General features: G+C 37.7%; 22 protein-coding genes and 1 pseudogene. 19 read left to right on the top strand and 4 right to left on the bottom strand.

Annotation, left to right across the window (positions count from 1 at the left end):
* Window positions 1–18 precede the first annotated feature (18 nt).
* Window positions 19–576 carry an acyl-CoA thioesterase gene (locus IGL23_RS09485; protein ID WP_002382741.1) on the top strand — a complete coding sequence of 186 codons (558 nt, stop codon included), beginning with the start codon at window positions 19–21 and terminating at the stop codon, window positions 574–576.
* An 86-nt stretch (window positions 577–662) separates the two neighbouring features.
* Here the strand turns inward: IGL23_RS09485 and rpsT are convergent, their stop codons facing one another.
* The gene (gene rpsT, locus IGL23_RS09480) at window positions 663–914 is read right to left on the bottom strand and encodes a 30S ribosomal protein S20 (protein ID WP_002356703.1); all 252 of its coding nucleotides are present in this window, start codon (window positions 912–914) and stop codon (window positions 663–665) included.
* Window positions 915–1124: 210 nt separating this feature from the next.
* Between rpsT and IGL23_RS09475 the strand changes: the two genes are divergently transcribed.
* The 3 genes and pseudogenes from IGL23_RS09475 (at window position 1125) to IGL23_RS09465 (ending at window position 3598) form a co-directional block, all read left to right on the top strand.
* Window positions 1125–2159 (top strand): inorganic phosphate transporter, encoded by a 1035-nt coding sequence (locus IGL23_RS09475; protein WP_002356704.1) that lies wholly within the window; start codon window positions 1125–1127, stop codon window positions 2157–2159.
* Window positions 2160–2171: 12 nt separating this feature from the next.
* Window positions 2172–2795, top strand: coding sequence for a DUF47 domain-containing protein (locus IGL23_RS09470; RefSeq protein WP_002356705.1), 624 nt, complete (start codon window positions 2172–2174; stop codon window positions 2793–2795).
* 18 nt (window positions 2796–2813) lie between these two features.
* A pseudogene (locus IGL23_RS09465) lies at window positions 2814–3598 on the top strand (ChbG/HpnK family deacetylase).
* 38 nt (window positions 3599–3636) lie between these two features.
* On the opposite strand, the gene IGL23_RS09460 reads toward IGL23_RS09465, so the two are convergent.
* Window positions 3637–4467, bottom strand: coding sequence for an undecaprenyl-diphosphate phosphatase (locus IGL23_RS09460; protein ID WP_002356708.1), 831 nt, complete (start codon window positions 4465–4467; stop codon window positions 3637–3639).
* 115 nt (window positions 4468–4582) lie between these two features.
* Here IGL23_RS09460 and IGL23_RS09455 point away from each other — a divergent pair, with 115 nt between their 5' ends.
* From IGL23_RS09455 to IGL23_RS09435, 5 genes are all read left to right on the top strand, one after another.
* The gene (locus IGL23_RS09455) at window positions 4583–5143 is read left to right on the top strand and encodes a PTS sugar transporter subunit IIA (protein WP_002380597.1); all 561 of its coding nucleotides are present in this window, start codon (window positions 4583–4585) and stop codon (window positions 5141–5143) included.
* A gap of 150 nt (window positions 5144–5293) precedes the next feature.
* A complete protein-coding gene (locus IGL23_RS09450) occupies window positions 5294–6403 on the top strand; it encodes a DUF871 domain-containing protein (protein ID WP_002364446.1) in 1110 nt (369 codons plus the stop codon).
* Window positions 6378–7268, top strand: a complete 891-nt coding sequence (gene murQ / locus IGL23_RS09445; protein WP_002356712.1) for an N-acetylmuramic acid 6-phosphate etherase — start codon at window positions 6378–6380, stop codon at window positions 7266–7268. The genes IGL23_RS09450 and murQ overlap by 26 nt, the downstream gene beginning before the upstream one ends.
* Before the next feature lie 22 nt (window positions 7269–7290).
* Window positions 7291–8745 (top strand): PTS transporter subunit EIIC, encoded by a 1455-nt coding sequence (locus IGL23_RS09440; RefSeq protein WP_002356713.1) that lies wholly within the window; start codon window positions 7291–7293, stop codon window positions 8743–8745.
* 87 nt (window positions 8746–8832) lie between these two features.
* A complete protein-coding gene (locus IGL23_RS09435; protein ID WP_002382748.1) occupies window positions 8833–9681 on the top strand; it encodes a MurR/RpiR family transcriptional regulator in 849 nt (282 codons plus the stop codon).
* A 49-nt stretch (window positions 9682–9730) separates the two neighbouring features.
* Here IGL23_RS09435 and IGL23_RS09430 read toward each other — a convergent pair whose 3' ends face one another.
* Window positions 9731–10441 carry a histidine phosphatase family protein gene (locus IGL23_RS09430; protein ID WP_033594485.1) on the bottom strand — a complete coding sequence of 237 codons (711 nt, stop codon included), beginning with the start codon at window positions 10439–10441 and terminating at the stop codon, window positions 9731–9733.
* A gap of 40 nt (window positions 10442–10481) precedes the next feature.
* Complete coding sequence (locus IGL23_RS09425; RefSeq protein WP_002356716.1) at window positions 10482–11108, bottom strand: MBL fold metallo-hydrolase; 627 nt, start codon at window positions 11106–11108, stop codon at window positions 10482–10484.
* 219 nt (window positions 11109–11327) lie between these two features.
* Here IGL23_RS09425 and guaD point away from each other — a divergent pair, with 219 nt between their 5' ends.
* The 10 genes from guaD to IGL23_RS09375 all read left to right on the top strand — a co-directional run bounded on the left by guaD (window position 11328) and on the right by IGL23_RS09375 (window position 22775).
* Window positions 11328–12713 carry a guanine deaminase gene (guaD, locus tag IGL23_RS09420; protein ID WP_002388316.1) on the top strand — a complete coding sequence of 462 codons (1386 nt, stop codon included), beginning with the start codon at window positions 11328–11330 and terminating at the stop codon, window positions 12711–12713.
* A 3-nt stretch (window positions 12714–12716) separates the two neighbouring features.
* On the top strand, window positions 12717–14048 hold the full coding sequence (locus IGL23_RS09415; RefSeq protein WP_033594486.1) for a nucleobase:cation symporter-2 family protein: 1332 nt from the start codon (window positions 12717–12719) through the stop codon (window positions 14046–14048).
* Window positions 14049–14189: 141 nt separating this feature from the next.
* Window positions 14190–15167, top strand: coding sequence for a GMP reductase (gene guaC / locus IGL23_RS09410; RefSeq protein WP_033594487.1), 978 nt, complete (start codon window positions 14190–14192; stop codon window positions 15165–15167).
* A 161-nt stretch (window positions 15168–15328) separates the two neighbouring features.
* The gene (locus IGL23_RS09405) at window positions 15329–15661 is read left to right on the top strand and encodes a PadR family transcriptional regulator (RefSeq protein WP_002382752.1); all 333 of its coding nucleotides are present in this window, start codon (window positions 15329–15331) and stop codon (window positions 15659–15661) included.
* Complete coding sequence (locus IGL23_RS09400) at window positions 15658–16686, top strand: permease prefix domain 1-containing protein (RefSeq protein ID WP_002382753.1); 1029 nt, start codon at window positions 15658–15660, stop codon at window positions 16684–16686. Before IGL23_RS09405 ends, IGL23_RS09400 begins: the two co-directional genes overlap by 4 nt.
* Window positions 16687–16820: 134 nt before the next feature.
* Window positions 16821–18272 (top strand): PLP-dependent aminotransferase family protein, encoded by a 1452-nt coding sequence (locus IGL23_RS09395; RefSeq protein WP_033594488.1) that lies wholly within the window; start codon window positions 16821–16823, stop codon window positions 18270–18272.
* A 120-nt stretch (window positions 18273–18392) separates the two neighbouring features.
* Entirely contained in the window at window positions 18393–20117 is a 1725-nt protein-coding gene (locus IGL23_RS09390; RefSeq protein WP_002356727.1) for a phospho-sugar mutase, read from the top strand.
* A 106-nt stretch (window positions 20118–20223) separates the two neighbouring features.
* On the top strand, window positions 20224–21006 hold the full coding sequence (proC, locus tag IGL23_RS09385; protein WP_010821004.1) for a pyrroline-5-carboxylate reductase: 783 nt from the start codon (window positions 20224–20226) through the stop codon (window positions 21004–21006).
* 116 nt (window positions 21007–21122) lie between these two features.
* Window positions 21123–21431, top strand: coding sequence for an ArsR/SmtB family transcription factor (locus tag IGL23_RS09380; protein WP_002356730.1), 309 nt, complete (start codon window positions 21123–21125; stop codon window positions 21429–21431).
* A gap of 51 nt (window positions 21432–21482) precedes the next feature.
* Window positions 21483–22775, top strand: coding sequence for a homoserine dehydrogenase (locus IGL23_RS09375; protein ID WP_430619645.1), 1293 nt, complete (start codon window positions 21483–21485; stop codon window positions 22773–22775).
* The last annotated feature ends 2 nt before the right edge of the window (window positions 22776–22777 follow it).

The raw sequence follows: 22777 nt of genomic DNA, 5'->3' as shown, positions 1-22777 counted from the left end.
GCGTGGAAAAGTTTATAAATGAAAGTAGAGGAATCGTTAATGACGAAAGAAAAATTTTGTCGAGAATCACGAGTGATTCAAACACATCGTGTATTTCCCTTTGATTTAAATCCCTTTGGTGCACTATTTGGTGGGAAATTAATGTCTTTAATTGATGATGCCGCATCCATTTCCGTTTCACGACATTGTCGGAGAGGGGCAGTTACAGCATCTTTAGATAACTTGAATTTTTTAAAACCTTTAAAAGAAAATCACTCAGTGTGTGTTGAAACGTTTGTTTCTGGCGTGCATCATAAATCGATGGAAGTATTTGTTAAAGTTGTAGGAGAAGATTTAACAACTGGAGAGCGTTATTTAGCGGCGACTTGTTTTACAACTTTTGTAGCCATTCCGTCTCATATGAATCCTGAAAGTGACTTCCAATTAGCGGCAGTCGTCCCAGAAACTGCAGAAGAAAAGTTGATTTGTTCCAATTATGAAACGAGACGACAACAACGTTTAGCTTTGCGAGAAGAGACTAAATTATTTAGTCAACATCTCACAACAGATTTACCGTGGATTGATTCACCTTTATAAAAAAATGTCCGAGTCTTTGTGAAAACAGACTTGGACATTTTTTGATGAAAAAAGAAGCTAACATGAATGCTAACTTCTATCTCACATTATTTAGCTAATTTGCTTAAACGAATTTTATCGCGGTTAGCTTTGTTTTTATGGATTAAACCTTTAGTTGCAGCCATATCAACAGCTTTAACAGCTTCGTTGTATAAAGCATCGACGTTATCAGCTCCAGCAGCTACAGCTTCTTCAAATTTCTTGATTGCTGTACGCATTGCGTTTGTTTGAGATGAATTTTTCGCATTCGCGTTAGCACTTGTACGTACGCGTTTGATTGCAGATTCGATATTTGGCATTTGTTTCACCTCCGATGATTTAGGTTTTACACTGGTCAGCCAATGTAATTCAACAGTAATCATTATACCTAATCCATTGTTCCATTGCAATAAAAGACGACAAGTTTTTTTCCTTAACAGACAATTTCAAGAAAAAAATAAGAAAATTTGCCAGAGCCTTAAGAAAAAAGCATACATTTTTTTTAAAACATGCTATGATAAAATAGATAAATGAAAAATGGTGGTGTCTTTGTGAGTATTGCATTATTGGTAACGATTACTTTGGTAATGGGTGTAATTTTTGTTAACGGTTGGACGGATGCGCCGAACGCAATTGCAACCGCTGTCTCGACTCGGGTGTTAAAACCGAATGTCGCAATTTGGATGGCTGTTGTGATGAACTTTTTAGGTGCATTAGTCATGACCTTTTTTAATGCCCAAGTAGCTGAAACGATTAGCAACATTGTTAGTTTTGACGCAAATGGAAACGCTTCACAGGTGGCTTTGGCTGCTTCGCTTTTTTCAATTGTGGTTTGGGCAGTTGCTGCGTGGTATTTTGGTATTCCCACGAGTGAAAGCCATGCGTTAATTGCCGGTTTGACTGGTTCGGCTATGGCATTAGGTGGTTTGGGTGCAGTCAATGGCTCGGAATGGATCAAAGTGCTTGTTGGTCTAGTTGTTTCTACCGTTATGGGCTTTGGCGGCGGTTATTTGATTGCCAAACTTGTTGTGAAAGCTTTCTCGGCTGTGCCTAGAAGAAAAGCCAACAAATTTTTTACAGTAGGGCAAGCCTTTGGTGCAGGAGCTAATGCTTTTTTACATGGTGCGCAAGATGGGCAAAAATTTATGGGCGTGTTCATGTTAGTACTTTTTTATAATAATTTAGTCGAAAAAACAGGTGGCGGTTTTGTGATTCCGTTATGGGTTATGGTTCTGTGTTCCATTACAATGGGCATTGGAACTTCTGTGGGCGGCATGAGAATCATTAAATCAGTCGGGATGGATATGGTAAAGCTTGAACGCTATCAAGGCTTCACTGCGGATTTAAGCACGGCTATTTGTTTATTTTTAGCATCGGCTTTTGGGATTCCAGTTTCAACTACTCATACAAAAACGACAGCGATTATGGGAGTAGGTGCTTCTAAGCGAATCTCAAGTGTTGACTGGCGTATCGTGAAAGAAATGCTGATAGCATGGATTTTAACTTTCCCAGGATGTGGGCTGATCGCTTATGTGATGTCAAAATTATTTATTGCAATTTTTTAAGGAGAGAAAAACATGGCACGTAAAAAACAATTTGATTATTTTGGAGAATTAAACCAGTTAGCAACAAATGCTTATGAAGCGGCAAAGGTTTTGCAAGAAATTGTAGACAATTATTCATTAGAAAACTTAGTAAAAAAATCAGAAGCGATTCATCAATTGGAAAAAGAGAATGATGAAATTGTTCGTAAAATTTTAAATGAACTCTATATTTCCTTTATTACGCCGATTGATCGAGAAGATATTGTCGATATTACGGATCACTTAGATAACATTATCGATAGCATTAATAGTTTGTCTTATTTACTTGATCATTTAGTTGTCGAAGAAATGATTGCGCCCGCGCTAGAATTAACTGCTTATATTGTTAAAGCGACAGAAGGAGTTAAATCAGCAACGAAGGAATTTGCAAAATTTAAGAATTCTAAAACGTTAGTTTCATTGATTGATGAAGTGAATACGATTGAATCTCAAGGCGATAAATTATACAGTAGCGCCATGAAAGATTTGATGACTAACGAAAAAGATTTATTAAAAGTTATCAAGTGGAAAGATGTTTACGATCAGCTTGAGCGCACGATTAATGATTGTGAATCAGCTGTTAATATTATTGTCGGAATTGTCATCAAAAATACGTAAAGAAAAGAGGGGGAGCTGTTGGTTAAAGTAATTATTGATGCTGATGATTTTGGGATGTCAGAAGCGATTAATCATGGCATTATCAAAAGTTATGTCGATGGTTTAACGACGTCGACACTTTTGATGCCCAATTTACCAACAGCAGAACACGCCGTTGCGTTAGCAAAAATTATCCAGGCTTATTTGTAGGTCAGCATACGAATTTTTTATTAGGGAAACCTTGTGCAGACCCATGTATGATTCCTTCACTGGTAGATGAACAAGGCAATTTTCATCGCTCTTCTTATTATCGTCAACAAAAGCAAGTAACCTTCGTATATGAAGAAGTACGACTTGAAACGATTGCGCAATTGACGCACTTTAAGGAACTAACTGGACATTATCCTGAACATTTTGATTGCCATTCGATTGGTGATGAAGTGGTTGATCAAGTATTTTTAGAATTAGCAGAAGAGTATGGACTTCATACAACCCTGAAATATAGTGGGGAAAAAGAATATCCACCGCAACAAGGTTATTTCCAGGTGACACATTTGTTAGAGTCTGGCGCGTTATCTTATATTCACGAAGGGGTATCAGTGGAGAATTTTTTAGAAGATGACTTTGGTTTATTACGGATGCCGGAATCGGCAATTGCTGAGATGCATTTTGATGTTGGGTATTTGGATCAATTTGTGTTAGACAATTCTTCTTATACCACTTTACGCTGCAAAGAATTAGCAACGATTTGTGATCCTCGTGTTCGTCAGTGGTTTGAAGAACAGGGGATTGAGCGAATAACGTTTGGCGATTTAAAAAAATAAAACCGTTGCTTTCGACAGTGAAAGCAACGGTTTTATTTTTATGAGAATAACCAGTAGCCAATTAAAATCGCACCTAAAATTACACGATACCAACCGAAAACTGTAAAATCGTTTTTCTTCAAGTAATTCAATAAGAATTTAATCGCAATGATGGAAACAACGAAGGCAACAATAGAGCCAGTTAATAAAATAATGATTTCTTCTGATCCAAACGTATTTCCTTTGGCCAAGAATTTAAAGATTTTTAAAAAACTTGCTCCAAACATTACTGGAATTCCTAAGAAAAATGAAAACTCTGTTGCAACAAAACGTGAGGCCCCAATTAAGATTGCCCCTAAAATGGTCGCTCCTGAACGTGAAGTTCCTGGAATTAATGCCAGTACTTGGAAAGCACCAACGATTAAAGCGGCTTTATAAGTGAAGTCTTTTAGATTAGTACACTTCGGTGCAACATTTTTATTTCGTTTTTCAATGATAATAAAAGCAATCCCATAAACAATTAACATAATCGATACTGTTAAAAAGTTATAAAAATGTGCATCTAAATAATCATCAAATTTTAGACCAATAACTGCCGCTGGTAAACAAGCGACTAAGACTTTAGACCAAAGAATCCAAGTATCTTTTTTCTCTTCGCCATTTTTCTTTGGTGAGAAAGGATTCAATTTGTGGAAGTATAAAATAACAACCGCCATAATCGCTCCCAATTGGATAACGACGTTGAACATTTCCATAAAATCTTTACTTAGATCGAGTTTAATAAACTCATCCACTAAAATTAAATGTCCGGTACTACTAATTGGAAGCCACTCGGTAATTCCTTCGATAATACCAAGAATAATTGCTTTCCATAGGTTAGCAAAAAGCATGTCACCATTCCTTTCTGAAATAAATGCAAAATACATCAAGTATAAGTATACCCGCTGACAAAGTAAATGCCAATGCAAATTCTTATTTTAAAATAAATTTTAGAATTATACAAAGGTGCCACTTGTAATTCATGAAACTTTTTTCTATACTAGTGATACTTTAAAAAATGGGGGAAGAGAAATGTTTGGATTTTTGAAGAAAAAGAATGAAGTTGTCGAAAATAATACAATGTATGCCGTTGCCAATGGAACCGTTATCCCAATTAGTGAAGTGAATGATCCTGTTTTTTCACAAAAAATGATGGGAGATGGCTATGCAGTAGTTCCAGAAAATGGTGAAATTTATGCACCTATTGAAGGAGAAGTTTTAAGCGTTTTCCAAACAAAACATGCCATTGGTTTAAAAATGACAAACGGTCTTGAAATTTTATTACACATGGGTATCGATACGGTAGAGTTAAACGGGGCACCGTTCACTATTAAAGTGAAAGAAGGCGACCAAGTGACTGCAGATACGGTGGTCGCAATTGCTGATTTAGAAGCAATTAAAGCAGCTGGTAAAGGAACTGAAATGGTTGTTATTATTACCAACATGGATAAAGTAGCACAATTTTCGTTAGAGAAAACTGGCGTGGTTACAGCTGGTACACCAGTTGGCTCTGCCACAGCCAATTAATGCATTAGACAGATATTTCTATAAAGGAATATCTGTTTTTTTTGAACATAAATAAAATTTTATTTTGGAATTAAAAAATATTTAGAAAAATAGTTGAAATTTTATTTCAAACAAGTTATAATGAAAGCGTATTAGAGAGGAGCTAAAAAGATGTATGGTATTTCAGTTTTTCTTGGTGAAGAGATTACAAACGATACAATTATTTATATCAAAAAGATGAAAGCGCTTGGATTTGATGGTATTTTCACTTCTTTACACATTCCAGAAGATGATACTTCCCTTTACCGCCAACGCTTGACTGATTTAGGGGCAATTGCTAAGGCAGAAAAAATGAAAATTATGGTAGATATTTCAGGTGAAGCGTTAAAAAGAGCGGGTTTTTCTTTCGATGAATTAGAGCCTTTAATCGAGTTGGGCGTAACTGGCCTTCGGATGGACTATGGCATTACGATAGAACAAATGGCTCATGCTTCACATAAGATTGATATAGGATTGAATGCTAGTACCATTACACTGGAAGAAGTGGCTGAGTTAAAGGCTCACCAAGCGGACTTTTCTCGCTTAGAAGCTTGGCATAATTATTATCCAAGACCTGAAACAGGCATTGGAACAACATTTTTTAATGAAAAGAACCGCTGGCTTAAAGAATTAGGCTTACAAGTTTTTACTTTTGTGCCAGGAGATGGGCAAACAAGAGGCCCAATTTTTGCTGGTTTACCAACATTAGAAAAACATCGGGGGCAAAATCCTTTCGCCGCTGCCGTTGGTTTGATGGCTGATCCTTATGTCGATGCTGTTTATATTGGTGATCCCACAATTAGTGAGCGAACCATGGCTCAATTTGGTTATTATCACCAAACCAATCAATTTCTGTTAGAAGTAGCACCTAGCGAGAGCCGCTATTTGAAGCGAATACTTGGGACTCATACCAATCGTTTAGATGCTGCAAGAGATGTTTTGCGAAGTGAATTATCAAGAACGAGTGAAATGTTCAGAAAAGATGAAATTGCAACGATTGAGTCAGAGCAGACTGAAGCCCGTCCAGTGGGAACCGTAACGATTGATAATGAAAAATATGGTCGCTATATGGGAGAAATTCAAGTCACGCTGGTGGACTTGCCGAAAGATGAAAAAGTCAATACGATTACACGAATTATTGAAAAAGATCAAACGATATTGCCGTTAATCAAGGCAGGCAATCAATTTACGCTAGTCACGGAAGGAACGATAGAGAATGAATTTAGAAAACTTAACAACTGAACGTAGAAATGAAAATACAATGGGCTTAGATGAGATGAGTGTCAAAGAAGCTTTACAAAAAATGAATCAAGAAGACCAAAAAGTTGCAATGGCAGTGGGTCAAGAATTAGCAGCCATTGAACCAGTGGTAGAAGCCATCATCAAAAGCTTCAATCAAGGCGGCCGCTTGATCTACATGGGCGCTGGTACGAGTGGTCGGTTAGGTGTCTTAGATGCAGCCGAATGCGTACCAACTTTTGGCGTCGAGCCAGAGATGGTTCAAGGCCTCATCGCTGGTGGTCAAAAAGCAATGACTGTCGCAGTAGAAGGTGCTGAAGATTCAAAAGAACTAGGTCGTCAAGATTTAGTTGATCTAAAATTATCAGCAAATGACATTGTTGTTGGGATTGCAGCCAGTGGTCGGACGCCTTATGTAATTGGCGGTTTAGAATATGCAACAACGGTGGGAGCAGCTACCGCAACTGTGGCATGTAATAAAAATGCCGAAATTAGTAAATATGCGCAAATGCCGATTGAAGTAGATGCAGGACCTGAATTTTTAACAGGTTCGACTCGCTTGAAATCTGGGACAGCTCAAAAATTAATTTTAAATATGTTATCAACTATTTCCATGATTGGTATTGGGAAAGTCTACAATAACTTAATGGTTGATGTAAAACCAACCAATGAAAAATTAGTGGAGCGTTCCAAACGGATTATTATGGAAGCAACGGGTTGTAGTTATGAAGTTGCCGAACTAAAATTTGTAGAAGCAGAAGAAAATGTGAAGTTAGCAATTGTAATGATTTTAACTGATAGTACTAAAGAAGAAGCAACACAAAAATTAATTGACGGGAATCAATTTATCAAGAATACATTAAATTAAGGAATTAGGAGGGTGTTTTAACATGGCAGAAGAAAGAATTAAACGCATTGCTGATGGGATTTATAAAGAAGTTGGTGGTCAAGAAAACGTGGACAAAGTCATTCATTGTATGACTCGTGTTCGTATGGATATCCGCGATTATGACAAAGTAGATATTGAAGGATTGAAAAAAATTGATGGCGTTATGGGCGTCGTAGAAGATGATACGTTGCAAGTAGTTGTTGGTCCAGGGACTGTTAACAAGGTTGCACAAGAAATGGTAGATCAAGCAGGTGTCAAATTGGGAGAACCATTTAATCATGACACCGCAACTGATGCTTCAGCAGGAAAATCTGGAAAAGATTTAGTAGAAGAAAAAGCCGCTCAAATGAAAGCACAACAAAAAGCGAAACAAAATAACACTTCACCATTTAAAAAAGTGTTAAAAGCCATTTCTAGTATCTTTGTTCCGATGATTCCTGCCTTTGTTGGGGCTGGTATTATTGGCGGGATTGCAGCTGTTATGTCTAACTTAGTTGTTGCTGGTGATATTTCAGCTTCATGGCAACAATATATTGATGTCTTAAATATCATTAAAAATGGGATTTTTGCTTATTTAGCTCTTTACACTGGGATTAACAGTGCCAGCGTTTTTGGTGCAACGCCAGCGTTGGGTGGTGTTATTGGGGCAGTCACAATGTTGACAGGAATGAATCCAGATGCACCAATCAGTAATATTTTCACTGGGGGAACATTATCTGCAGGACAAGGCGGAATTATCGGTGTTATTTTTGCCGTATGGTTATTATCATTGTTAGAAAAACAATTGCATAAAATTGTCCCAGAATCAATTGATATTATCGTAACGCCAACCATTTCACTTTTAGTGATTGGCTTAGCAACTATTTTCTTAATCATGCCTGTAGCCGGAGCTATTTCTAATGGCTTAGTTGGTATTATCAATGTTGTCTTAGAAAAAGGTGGCATGGTTGCTGGCTTTACTCTTGGTTTAACCTTCTTGCCAATGGTAATGTTTGGTTTACATCAAATTTTGACGCCAATCCACATTGAAATGATTAATCAAACAGGGATGACTTTGTTATTACCAATTCTGGCCATGGCTGGTGCGGGACAAGTCGGTGCAGCTTTAGCATTATGGATTCGTTGTAAATCAGATAAAAAATTAGTTGAAATGATTAAAGGTGCCTTGCCAGTTGGGATTTTAGGTATTGGTGAACCATTAATCTACGGAGTTACTTTACCATTAGGACGTCCATTCATTACTGCTTGTATCGGCGGTGGTATTGGTGGTGCGGTGATTGGGGCCTTCGGTAATGTTGGTGCGATTGCTATTGGACCAAGTGGGGTGGCTTTAATTCCATTAATTGCCAACAACCAATGGCTTGCATATGTATTAGGTTTATTGGCTGCTTACGCAGGTGGTTTTGTAGCAACGTTATTCTTTGGGATTCCTAAAGACATGCAAACAACTAAATAATAAATAGAAAAAAGGAGAACTTGGCTTCTCCCTTTTTCTTTGTTAAAATTTAATTGCGTAGGAAATGGTGTATCAGGAGGGGTGTTTATGCAACAAAATATTGTCTTATCTATCCAAGATCGTCTACAACAATTACCAAAATCAGAACGAAAAATCGCAGAATATATTTTAAAAAATACAGAAACAGTTATTTCAATGAATGCGCAAGAGCTAGCGAAACAAGCAGGATCAAGTCCAGCGGCAATTATTCGCTTTTGTCATTCTATGGATGTGAATGGCTTCACAGAGTTGAAACTTTTATTATCTGCAAATCTTGGCCAAATGAAGCAGCAAATGTATACTGAAGTTACTAAAGGGGAATCAACAGCTGATATTAAACAAAAGTTACAGGCGCGCTTTGTTCATGTGGTTGAGCGAAGCGGTCAGACATTAGAGGATGTCGCAGTGAATGAAGCCGTTGATTTGTTGGAAAAAACAGAAGTAATTTTTGTCTATGGGTTGGGCGCCTCTTCGTTGGTTGCTCAAGATATTTATCAAAAGTTTACGCGATTAGGCCGAACGGTATTTACAACATTGGATCATCATTTATTTGCTTCTATGTTAGGCTCAACAGAAAAGCCTAGTGTTTTTATTGTTATTTCTAATTCTGGAACGAATAAAGAAGCAAGTACTTTAGCTGATTTAGCGAAGCAGCAAGGGATTCCTATTATTAGTATCACACAAGATGAAAAATCAGTGATTGGTGAAAAAAGTGATATCGTCCTTCAAACCTCTAGTGGGGAAGACGTGCCATTGAGAAGTGCGGCTACTGTTTCCTTGGTGGCACAATTGTATGTAGTCGATGTTTTATTTTTTGCTTATGCAGCAAAAAACTATAAGGAAACCTTAGAAAAAATTCAAATCTCAAGAAAAAATGTAGAACGTTTAAAAGAATAAACAAAAAGAGAAGGTTATCTGTCATTTTGACAGATAGCCTTCTCTTTTTTTACAATAAACGGCGCTTTTCAGCGATCTTTTTTCCCTTTTCAATATAAGAAATATCATTAATTCCTTGAATGGTAAATGTTCCTTTTTCGTAAGTTAAGGTCGTCACGCTACCATTCTCCAGTGCCATCTGCATAGGCAAACTTGCATCAATTAAGGAAAGTAAAAAGGAAATTGTTAGTCCATGGGAAACCACCATGACTTTGCCGCCACCATTTTTTTCTCGATGATGAGCGATATCTTCGAAACCAGACCAAACACGATCACGGATAACTTCATAAGGCTCCGCCCAGTCAGCCGTATCGGCTTCAATAATAGCATTTGCTAACTCGCGATAGGTAATCTTCGTGGTCATCATGTCCTCATAACTTTTAAAAGCTAAAATGCGTGGCACCACACCCCAAAGTTCACCATCATAGCCACCATCTAAAGAACCAAAACACCACTCACGAATCCGTTTATCGGTTAGGTAAGGAATCTTTTGGTGGTTTTGATGTTCTTGTAAAATAATCTGAGCGGTTTGCATGGCACGACCACTATCACTACTATAGGCTTCCTTAAAGTCTATGTCTCTATGACCTAAGCCTAAATGATAAATGCCTTCTTCTCCTTGTTTGGTTAAGGGGGTATCTGACCAGCCTTGGGTTCGGCCAATCGTATTAAACATCGTTTTTCCGTGACGAATAATATAAAGTGTCGTTGCTTTAGTCATTGCTACTCCTCCTAAGTTTCTTTAAATAGTGAATAAATCTCTAATTAAAAAATGGGTTTGTGGCTTTTTCATGTTGAATGGTCGTGGCATCACCATGGCCTGGATAAACAGGAAATTCTTCTGGTAAAGTGAATAGATAGGTCGTAATGCTGTGTAATAATTGTTGCATATCACCAGTGTGTAAATCAGTACGACCAATACTACCTTTAAACAATGCATCCCCAACAACAACAAAATCATCAAAGACAAAGCTGACGCTACCAATTGAATGACCAGGTGTTGGGACTACGGAAAATTTCATGCCGCCAATTTCATAATCGGTTAGTTTAAATTCATGTTCGGCGGGTTGAACAATAATATTTGCTATATCGTCATGTCTGCCTAATCCTGAAAGATTCAAAATAGGATTGGAAAGCCACGCTTGTTCTAATGGACTAACATAAACAGGGATTTGATAATGATGGCGCAATTCTTCTACCGCACCAATATGATCATAGTGAGTATGTGTTAATAAAATAGCGGCTGGTTTCTTCCCTAAACGGGTAATTTCTTGAATTAGTTTTGCTCCTTCTGCACCTGGATCAATAATTAATAATGCTTCTTCATTATAAACAAGATAACAGTTTTCTTGAATAACACCTGTTCTAATTTGTTCGATCTGTATCATCTCAGGACCTCCTAAAGTTCTAACGATTCTCTTCAAGTATACCGAAGAATCTTAAGAATAGAAAGTTTTCTTGTTTATCCAAAGAAAAAATAAATCATTCTTAGAATGTTCGGTTTTTGCTTGTTTGAACACGTATTTTTTTAAAAAAAATCACATTTTTATAGTTATTAAGCGAAAGTTTATGTATAATCTTCATGTGATAGTAAGGAGGAGTATTAAATGTTTCATTTTGTAATAAAAGGAACAGGTTTTTCTAGTAAAAATTTGCAAGAGATTAAAGTTTATGAAGAGACACTTTTTTGTATAGATGAGGCCGGAGTAATTCAGGAAATAATTGAACCAGATGCTGAAGCGTATGAAACTGTGCTAGCAGAACAAAAAGAGGCACAACGTTTTCAAGAATTGCCCCAAGATTCTTATCTTTTACCTGGCTTTGTTGATTTACATGTCCATGCACCTCAGTGGGCACAATCTGGGACCGCCTTGGATATTCCATTGTATGAATGGCTGAATACGTACACGTTTCCTTTGGAGTCCAAGTTTGCAGATTTAGCATTTGCCCAACAAGTCTATGATGAATTGGTAACCCAATTGTTAGCTAATGGGACAACAACAGCCCTTTATTTTGCAACCATTCATTATGAAGCTAGCCGTCGTTTGGCAGAGATTTGTGCGGAAAAAGGGCAGCGTGGCTTAATTGGTAAAGTTGTAATGGATGATCTTAATGAGAATCCTGAGTACTATCGTGATCAAACAACGCAACAAGCATTAGAAGAAACGGAACGGTTTATTCAAGAAATTCAAACATTAGCGCAGCAAACAAAACAAGGCGTATATCCCGTTGTAACTCCGCGTTTCATTCCTAGTTGTACAGAGGAAGCACTTAAAGGATTAGGAGAATTAGCAGCGAAATATCAAGTCCATGTTCAAAGTCATTGTAGTGAGAGTGATTGGGAACATCAATTTGTTCAAGAACGTTTTGGAAAAAATGATGCCCAAGCATTGAATGATTTTGGTTTATTAACAGAAAAAGCAGTGATGGCACATGCAGGCTTTTTAGAAGAAGCAGATATGAATTTATTCCATGAAACAGGGACGGCTGTGGCACACTGCCCAATCTCTAATGCTTATTTTGGCAATGCAGTAACACCGATTGCAAAATTAGTACATCAACATCAAGTAGAAGTTGGTTTAGGTAGTGATCTTTCAGGTGGTTTTTCACCAAGTCTTTTTGATAATTTAAAGCAAGCAGTTATTTCTTCTAGAATGTTAGAAGATGGTGTCGATGCTACAAAAAAACCAGAAGTACGAGGTGTTAAAACAGCACGGATTACAGTAAATGAAGCGTTTTATTTAGCTACTGCTGGTGGTGGTCAAGCGCTAAGTTTGCCAATTGGGAAATTAGAAAAAGGGTATGCTTGGGATGTTCAAATTATTAATACAAGCTTGTCACAAGCACGAATTCCTAAAAATCCAGGGGAATCATTGCTTGATATTTTCCAAAAAATCTTATATTTAGCACGACCAGAAAATATTCGAGAAGTCTGGGTACAAGGTGAAAAAGTACATGATAAAAATTTAATGTCAGCAACTAAAGGAGTATAAAAAATGAGTGAAAAGAAACAAAATAATCTTCATTTAACAGTGGGGCCAGAAGATTCAGTATCTTTTGGGCAGGCCACTATGTTAGGGATTCAGCATGTCTTAGCAATGGACGTGTACGTCGTACCTGTGATCATTGCTTCAATTATTGGGATTAGCACAGCACAAACGTCTTCTTTAGTCCAAGCGACATTCATAGCAGCAGGACTTGCCACGATTATTCAATCTCATTTTTGTATGAGATTACCAGTTGCGCAAGGCCCTTCATTTATTCCAATCGGGGCAATTGCAGGAATTTATTTTGCCAATAACCAACAAGGAAATGGCTGGGGCGCAGTTTTAGGTGCTAGTTTAGTGGGAGCAATTGTTGTTATTATATTAGGATTTACTGGTATCTTTAATCGTTTAATCACTAAATTTGTTCCACCAATTGTGGGAGGAACAATTATTTTTGTGGTGGGGCTTTCGTTAATGCCAGTCGCTTTATCGGATAATATTTACCATGCAAAAGGGGAATTAGGACAAAATATTTTATTAGCATTTATAGCAGCGGGGACGTTGATTTTCTTTGCACTATTAGGTTCTGCTTTGAAAAAAGGGCGGATTTTCCGCGTTTCTTCTGTTATTTTGGCATTATTATTTGGGAGCATCGCGGCACAATTATTAGGGGTACTTGATTTATCAGCCGTTAGTGAAGCGGCTTGGTTTAGTTTGCCTCAGTTACCATTAGTTAACTTTTCTTTCCAATTTGATTGGTCAGCTATTGCCACGATGTTAGTTATTTATCTGGTTTTAATGGCGGAAACAACAGGCACTTGGTTTGCTGTGAGTCATGTTGTCGCTGAACCTTTGACCGAAGAAAAAATTAATCGCGGCGTAATTGGTGAAGGCTTAGGTTGCTTAGTTTCTTCATTCATTGGCGGCACGCCAGTAACTAGTTACTCTACAAATGCTGGGATTATTTCAATCACTGGAGTTGCTAGTCGCAAGGTTTTTGTGGCTGCAGGTGCGTGGTTTGTCTTATTTGGCTTATCTGGAAAACTTTCCACCTTGATTTCGGCCATTCCGGCACCAGTTATCGGCGGCGTTTTTGTGGTTGTTTGTGGCATCATTTCTGTAAGTGGAATGAAAGTCATGAGTGATGTAACAATTCATGAAAAAGAGATGTATGTAATTGCCGTTCCGATTATTATGACATTAGCGTTGACATTGTTACCAAAAGAGTTTTTGGAAACTCTACCACAATTTTTACAATATTTATTTAGTTCACCCGTGGCAACTGCCTCAATTGTTGCTATTTTATTGCAGGCCATTTTACCAAACGTTCAAGAAGGGTAAAAAGATTAATTTTCGTTAAAACGCCTTTGACAAGTGGCGGTAAATAGTGTAAATTAACAATGGTGTTTGTAAACACGAACGTTAAACGACCGAATGTTCGGTTTTTACGTTATTTTTGTAAATAACTAGGAGGCAGTAAGTATGAAAGTTTTTGATTATGAAGATGTCCAATTAATTCCCAATAAATGTATCGTGAATAGTCGTTCTGAATGTGATACTACAGTAACTTTAGGAAAACATTCGTTTAAAATGCCTGTCGTTCCAGCGAACATGCAAACAATTATTGATGAAACGATTGCGGAAACCCTTGCTGAAAATGGTTATTTTTATATCATGCATCGGTTTGATGAAGAGGCGCGAGTGCCATTTATTAAAAAAATGCAACAAAAGGGCTTGATCACGTCAATTAGTGTGGGCGTGAAAGAAGGGGAATACGCTTTTGTTGAAACGTTAGCCCGAGAAGGTTTAGTTCCTGACTACGTGACAATTGATATCGCCCATGGTCATTCAAATGCGGTGATTAATATGATTCAACACTTAAAAAAATTTTTACCAGAAACGTTCGTTATTGCGGGCAATGTTGGAACACCAGAAGCCGTTCGCGAATTAGAAAACGCTGGAGCCGATGCCACCAAAGTGGGGATTGGACCAGGAAAAGTTTGTATTACTAAAATTAAGACTGGCTTTGGGACAGGTGGCTGGCAGTTAGCGGCTTTACGTTGGTGTGCCAAAGCTGCTCGGAAACCAATTATTGCAGATGGTGGGATTCGGACCCATGGAGACATTGCAAAATCTGTGCGTTTTGGGGCAACTATGGTCATGATTGGTTCACTATTTGCTGGACATGAAGAATCACCAGGTGAAACAAAAGTGGAAGATGGCGTTGTTTACAAAGAATACTTTGGTAGCGCCTCTGAATTCCAAAAAGGCGAAAAGAAAAACGTTGAAGGGAAAAAAATCTGGTTACGCCATAAAGGGAAGTTGGCAGATACTTTAGCCGAAATGCAACAAGATTTACAATCTTCCATTTCATACGCGGGAGGTCGCGATTTAGAAGCGATTCGTAAAGTTGATTATGTGATTGTAAAAAATTCTATTTTTAATGGTGATACCATTTAAGATTCAACTATAGACTGAAAAGAAGACAGCACGTAGTGCAGAAATTAAAATGATTTCTGCACTACGTGCTTTTTTTACTTTACCTATCGTAGTAATCGTGTTAAGATAATTACAACGACAGACGTAGTACGATAGTTGAAATACTTGAGGGAGGAATTTATGTGATTGGTAGTGATGCAATTCGAGGATACAACGATACCTTTATTCTCTCAATCTTACAATCCGGCGCTTCATATGGTTATGCGATTTCTAAACGCATTCGTGAAATTTCTAAAGAACAATATTCGATTAAAGAAACGACACTTTATTCTGCTTTTACACGTTTAGAGAAAAATGGCTACATTGAATCATTTCCAGGAGAAGTAACGCATGGCAAAAAGCGGACCTATTATCAAATAACCCGTGCAGGAGAGCGTTATTTAGAGGAAAAGTTACTAGAATGGGAAGTAACAAAAGACGTCGTCGAAGCATTTGTAAAGGAGATGGGAAAATGAAAATTATAGAAGAATTTATTGATAGCTTATTTTCAGGCGTTGTTGAAACATCTGAAACAAAACAATTAAAGGCGGACTTATTAGCAAATGCTGAGGATCGTTATGAAGATTTGCTCAGCCAAGGAAAATCGGAAAATGAAGCAATTGGTACAATTATTTCTGAATTTGGTACTATTGATGAATTAATGGAAGAATTGAATTTAGAAAATAAACAAGTGGATGAAACAAACGATTTAATGAACGGTTTGCCAGAAATTTCAGTGGAGGAAGGACTTGACTATTTAGCTGTCCAACGTAAAGGTGCTATTCAAATTGGTCTTGGTGTTGTTGCAATCATGGTGGGTGTTGGCTTGCTGGTTGGTATGCGTGGTGTTCTTTCTAACGGTCTCGGTTTAGTTTGTCTTTTCATAGGTGTGGCAATTGGCGTTCCATTATTTATTGTTGCTGGTAATCGGTTTGTTGCAATGGATAAACAACTGGGGCAACGATTGATTCCGACTAAGTTAAAAAAAGAAGTTGCACAAAGAGAACAAAGTTTTCAACGATCATTTATTTTTTGTATGGCAGCGGGCGTCGTTTTTTGTATTTTGGGTTTAATCCCAGTTGTTGTCTTTAGTAGTGGCCTTCATCTGATGATGCGCCGTTCCATGCATCAAATGATGGGCGGACAATATTATAATGGAACGATGGGGATTAGTTGGCTCTTCTTTTTAGTATCGGTTGGTGTCTTCTTGTTTATATTTGGTGGAGTAATTAAAGGAAGTTTTAATAAATTGTTGAATGAAACTTATTTTTATTCAGAACATGTTGGTCATCCTGAGTATGCCCCTCAGCAAACAAAAACAGAGGAAGGACCTGTGGGAAATCCTGTCGGTGCAATTATTGCATCCGTTTATTGGCCCTTAGTTGTTGCACTCTATCTATTTATTAGTTTTGTTTTAGGGGATTGGCGGTTTAGTTGGTTAATCTTTATGTTCGCAGGAATCTTTTATAACACCATCCAAGCATTTTTACACAAACATTGAGACAAACCTGTTAATAGTAAAACAGAAAAGTGGGACATTCGTCAAAACGGCTGTCCCACTTTTCTTGTATTTTCGATTGACAAAAGCATTAAACTGGATTACTTTTAACTCATCCAATTGTTGAGGTGATGGCTATGTGGCAACTTAAAAAAGAACAAAATGTTCCCATTTATCGCAGTATTATGGAAATGATTGTTCAAAAGATTCAAACAGGCGAATTATTACCAGGCGAAAAAATCCCTTCGGAACGTAAACTGGCAGAATACTTGTCTGTCAATCGTTCAACCGTTGTTCATGCATTAGATGAACTGGTGGACTTAGGCTGGATTGTGCGAAAAAGAGGGAGTGGAACGATCGTCAACGAAGGAAAATGGGGGGTAATGATGACGCCACGAACGGATTGGCATCGTTATTTAGAACAAAATGTGTTCAAACAAGTTCATCCCTTGGTGGCAGAGATTGAGTTACGTGCTAAACAAAATTTGCCGACTGACTTAGATATGTATACAGGTGAGTTACCGTTAGACTTAATTCCCAGTTTCGATTTTCCAGCATTAAATTGGAAACAATTTTTAAAAGAGGAAGCACAAGATGAATTAGGTTATTTGCCGTTAAGAAAAGAAATCCAAGCCATTACAGCAACGGAATATCAGCTTCATTTACCAAGTGAAAGTTTATTGCTTACTTCAGGTGCGCAACAAGCACTTTTTTTAGTTTTACAAGTTTTATTGAGACAAGGAGATAGTGTTGCCGTAGAAGATCCATCTTTCTTCTATGCCTTACCAATTTTCCAAGCTGCTGGTGTGCGCTTATTTGGTGTGCCCATGACAGAGGAAGGGATTGATCTTGAAGCGCTAGAACAAACAATCCGACAACATCGCATCAAAATGGTTATGGTTAATCCTTCCTTTCAAAATCCGACTGGGACAGTGATGCCTTTAAGAAAAAGAGAACAGCTCGTGAAAGTCTGTCAAACGTATCAAGTTCCTATTTTAGAAGATGATGTTTTTGGGCAGCTAAGTTTTATCCCGAAAACAGAAATTCCTCCTTTAAAAAAATTAGATCCAGACAATGTCTTGTATATCGGTTCGTTGTCAAAAATTTTAGGTTCGACCACGAAAATTGGTTGGTTAAGTGCGCCCGCCTCCGTGACGAAACAAATTGCAGAAGCCAGAAAAATGATGGATGTTTCGTTGAGTATTTTTCCGCAGATGCTCGCTAAAATGGCGATTGAAGATCCTTCTTTTTCTGAAAAAATTACGTTATTAAATAAACAAGTGGAACAACGAGCAACAGCTGTATATCAAGTATTTAAATCGTTGTCAGAATGGGAAGTTTCGCCAGTAAAAGGCGGCTTTTATTTATGGGCACATTGGCGTCAAGGGGCACTTAAGCCAGAAGAGTGGCAGGTGTTTTTACGAGAAGGTGTTTTGGTAGCACCAAGTGTCGCTTTTAGTGAAAAACGTGGAAGTATTCGTTTGAACTGTTCCCGAATTTCACCAGAAGAAATGCCTCTTTTTTGTGAGCGAATGGTACGGATTACACGACAGCTTTCTGAAAATAGACAAACAAAAATAGAACAGTAAGTAAGATTTTTCTTATAAAAATCATTTGCTGAGAGAAAACGCTACAACTTCCCTTTTCTAAACGAATATCCAATGCTATACTTAAAAAGTAAAAACAAAAAAACAAATGAGGTGTTTTCCATGTCTTGGGAACAAGTTTACCAACAATGGTTAAATGAAGAAAATATTCCAGAAAATTTAAAAAATGAATTAAAGGACTTAAATACAGACCCTGAAAAATGTGAAGATGCATTTTACGCACCATTAGAATTTGGGACTGCCGGGATGCGCGGGATTTTAGGCGCCGGTATTAATCGGATGAATATCTTTACAGTTCGTCAAGCGACAGAAGGGCTTGCACGTTTTATGGATACGCAAGATCCTGAAACGAAACGTCGCGGTGTAGCCATTGCCTATGATTCACGTCATATGTCTCCAGAATTTGCAATGGAAGCAGCTAAAACATTAGCTAAACATGATATTCCTTCTTTTGTGTTTGAAAGCTTACGACCAACACCAGAATTATCTTTTGCAGTCCGCTACTTTAAAGCTTTTGCGGGAATCATGATTACGGCTTCTCACAATCCAGCTGCCTATAATGGCTACAAAGTCTATGGTGAAGACGGTGGTCAAATGCCGCCAGCTGATGCAGATGCATTAACTAAATATGTTCGTAGTATCGAAAATCCTTTGAAAATTGATGTCTTATCAGATGAAGAAGTTGCCCACAGCGGTTTAATTAACATTGTTGGTGAAGAAGTCGATAACGCGTATTTGAAAGAAATTAAAACAGTTACGATTAATCAAGAATTAATTAACGAAATGGGTAAAGAATTAAAATTAGTTTACACTCCCTTACATGGAACTGGGAAAATGTTAGGAGAAAAGGCATTAAAACAAGCCGGTTTTGAAAAATTTGTTTTAGTACCTGAGCAAGCCGTTGCTGATCCTGACTTTACTACAGTTAAGTCACCAAACCCTGAAGAACATTCAGCTTTCGAATACGCGATTCGTTTAGGGGAAAAAGAAGGCGCTGATTTATTGATTGCAACAGATCCAGATGCTGATCGTTTAGGTGCTGCTGTGCGGATGCCAAACGGAGACTACCAAGTATTAACAGGAAATCAATTAGGTTCAATTATGATTCATTATATTTTAGAAGCCCATCAACAAGCAGGCACGTTGCCTCAAAATGCTGCGGTTCTAAAATCAATCGTTTCTAGTGAACTTGCTACAGCGATTGCTGAGAAATATAATACGAAGATGTTTAATGTTTTAACAGGTTTCAAATTTATTGCTGAAAAAATTCAACAATACGAAGAAGACCACAGTCAAACGTTTATGTTTGGTTTTGAAGAAAGTTATGGTTACTTAGTGAAACCTTTTGTTCGTGATAAAGATGCGATTCAAGCGTTAGTTTTATTAGCAGAAGTAGCGGCTTTTTACAAAAAACAAGGAAAAACATTATACGATGGCTTACAAGATATCTTTGAAGAATTTGGTTACTTTGAAGAAAAAACTATTTCCGTAACAATGAGCGGAATTGAAGGCAGCGGTAAAATCAAAGCTTTAATGGCAAAATGTCGTGAACAAGCGCCAACTGAGTTTGCCGGGATTCAAGTTGCTCAAACGGAAGATTTTAAAGAATTAACACGCACTTTTGCAGATGGTCAAACAGAACAATTACAAACGCCTCCTTCTGATGTGTTGAAATATCATTTAGAAGATGGTAGTTGGATTGCTATCCGACCATCAGGAACAGAACCAAAAATTAAATTCTATCTAGCGACAAAAGCAACAAGTAGTTCAGAAGCTTCTGAAAAAATTGCTGCGTTTGAAGCAGTCGTTAATGAATTAACAAAATAAAATAAACGAAACAGGCTGTACGGAAAAAAGTACGACTGTTAGTGTTTGTGTCAAAAGCTAATTGACTTTTGACACAAACACTTTATTTAACTAAGGAGGGAATGCTATGAAAATTGGCTTTATCGGTGCTGGCAGTATGGGCGGTGCCATGATTAAAGGGTTACTGAAAGCTGAGGCAGTCAAGAAGGAACATTTATATGTGAAAGGCGGCTCAAGTGGAACAGCAGAAGCACTTCAAAAAGAGTGGGGCTTTCAACTTGTCACAGATTATGCACTTTTCCAAGAATGTAAGGTTATTTTTATTGCGACAGGAGCAAAGGTCGTGTTACCTGTCCTTCAGGAATTAGCCCCTCATTTTTCCAACGAAAGTTTATTGATTTCTGTTGCAACAGGTCATACCATACAAGAAGCACAAATGGCTCTTGGCAATAAAGAAGCCAAAGTTGTTCATGCCATTCCTAATACACCAGTTAGCGTGAATCAGGGTGTGATTGGCGTAGCCTTGGCACCAACAATTGAAGGCCAAACGAAGGAACTGGTAATGGAACTTCTTGCTACTTTAGGGTTAGTCAAAGAAATTCGTGAAGCGCAACTGGAAACTTTTGGTACTGTGGCTGGTTGCAGTCCAGCTTTTGTTGATATCTTTATGGAAGCATTGGGAGATGCAGCAGTCTTAGAAGGGTTACCAAGAGACTTATCTTATGAAATTGTCGCTCAAATGATAAAAGGAACGGCGACCTTAGCCTTAGACACGAAAAAACACCCAGGAGCATTGAAAGATGAAGTGACTTCTCCAGGAGGAAGTACGATTCGCGGTGTCGTAGCTCTAGAAAAAAATGGCTTCCGTTATGCCGTGATGGATGCAGTTCAGCAAGCCAACCACGAATAGATGAAGAAAGTTGGAAAATCGACAAGTTTGTCATTTTTCCAACTTTCTTTGTGCCATATTTTTCGTAGGAAAGAACAATCGCAGTTCTTATTTTAAAAAACTCTGTGTTATAATGAGTGCAAAGTGAGGCGACTATAATGAAACAAATGGAAGAAATCAAACAAGTAAGTCAATTATATAAAGTATTAAGTGATCCAACACGTTTAAGAATTTTGCTACTTTTAAAAGAAGGCGAGCATAACGTAACGGCGATTAGTGAACAATTGGGAATGGAACAGTCCGCCGTTTCTCATCAACTAAAATTATTAAGAGATAGCCGGGTTGTCAAGGCACGTCGCGAAGGAAAAACGATTTTTTATACATTGGATGATCATCATGTAATAGATATTTTAAATCAGACCTTTGAGCATATTGAACATCGATAAAAAGTAGGAAAAAATAGCGTAACTAGAATAGCGCTGTTGATGGAGGTAAAAATGAAGGATACCTTAAAGATCGGGTTACTAGGATTAGGGACTGTAGGCACTGGCGTTTTAACTCTCTTGAAAGAACATCAAGAGAAAATTTCACAAGTGACAGGAATGAATGTAGTCATTGAAAAAGCATTTGTCCGAAATCTTGAAACGAAACAAGCGCAAGCGGAAGAATACGGTCTGTCTTTAACAACTTCAATTGATGATATTTTAGAAGATAAAGAGATTCAAATCGTTGTGGAATTAATGGGAACCATTGAACCAGCCAAAACCTATATCATGAAAGCTTTAGAAAAGGGCAAACATATTGTGACTGCCAATAAAGATTTACTGGCGCAACATGGGAGTGAATTAGTAGCGTTAGCCCAAAAACATCATTGTGATTTATATTACGAAGCAAGTGTTGCTGGCGGGATTCCAATTTTAAGAACAATTGCTAATAGCTTAGCGGCAGACAATATTCAACAAGTTTTAGGGATTGTGAACGGTACGACGAATTATATGCTTACGCAAATGGTTTCTGCTGATAAAAGTTATGAAGAAGCTTTAGCAGAAGCGCAAGCGTTGGGATTTGCTGAAGCGGATCCGACAAATGATGTCGATGGAATTGACGCAGCCTATAAAATGGTTATTTTAAGTCAATTTGCTTTTGGGATGAATGTTTCATTACCACAAGTTGATATTCGTGGAATTAGCGGATTGTCTTTAGATGATGTCGCTATGGCTAAACAACTGGGGTATGAAATCAAATTGATTGGCTCTGCTGAACAAAATGAGAATAGTATCTCGGTGGAAGTGGCGCCTATGCTAGTCAATCAAAAGCACCCTATTGCATCTGTTCGGAATGAGTACAATGCAGTATTTATTAAAAGTGCAGGCGTGGGGGAATCAATGTATTACGGTCCAGGAGCTGGAGCTAAACCGACAGCAACCAGTGTGGTCAGTGATTTAATTACGATTGCTAAAAACATTCGCTTGGCAACGACTGGCCATATGTTCAATTCGTATCAACATAAAACACAATTGACGAGTTCCGAAAATGTATTTGGGCAGTACTATTTTTCATTAGATGTTCCAGATACACCAGGACAATTTTTGCAGTTGACGCAATTAATGACTAAAGCAGAAGTCAGCTTTGATCAATTAGTTCAACAGAAATCAGATGGACAGCGAGCAAGAATTGTTGCCATTACACACCAGATATCAAAAGCACAAATGCAACAAGTTGTGATAGCTATTCAAAATACGGAAGCCTTTCAGTTATTGAATGTAATGAAGGTTATAGGAGATGAGTAAAC

It is taken from the genome of Enterococcus sp. MSG3299 (genome assembly GCF_050555765.1).
Classification (GTDB): domain Bacteria; phylum Bacillota; class Bacilli; order Lactobacillales; family Enterococcaceae; genus Enterococcus; species Enterococcus faecalis.
Note: the sequence above shows the minus strand (reverse complement) of the source record. Positions and strands in the feature narration are given on the sequence as shown.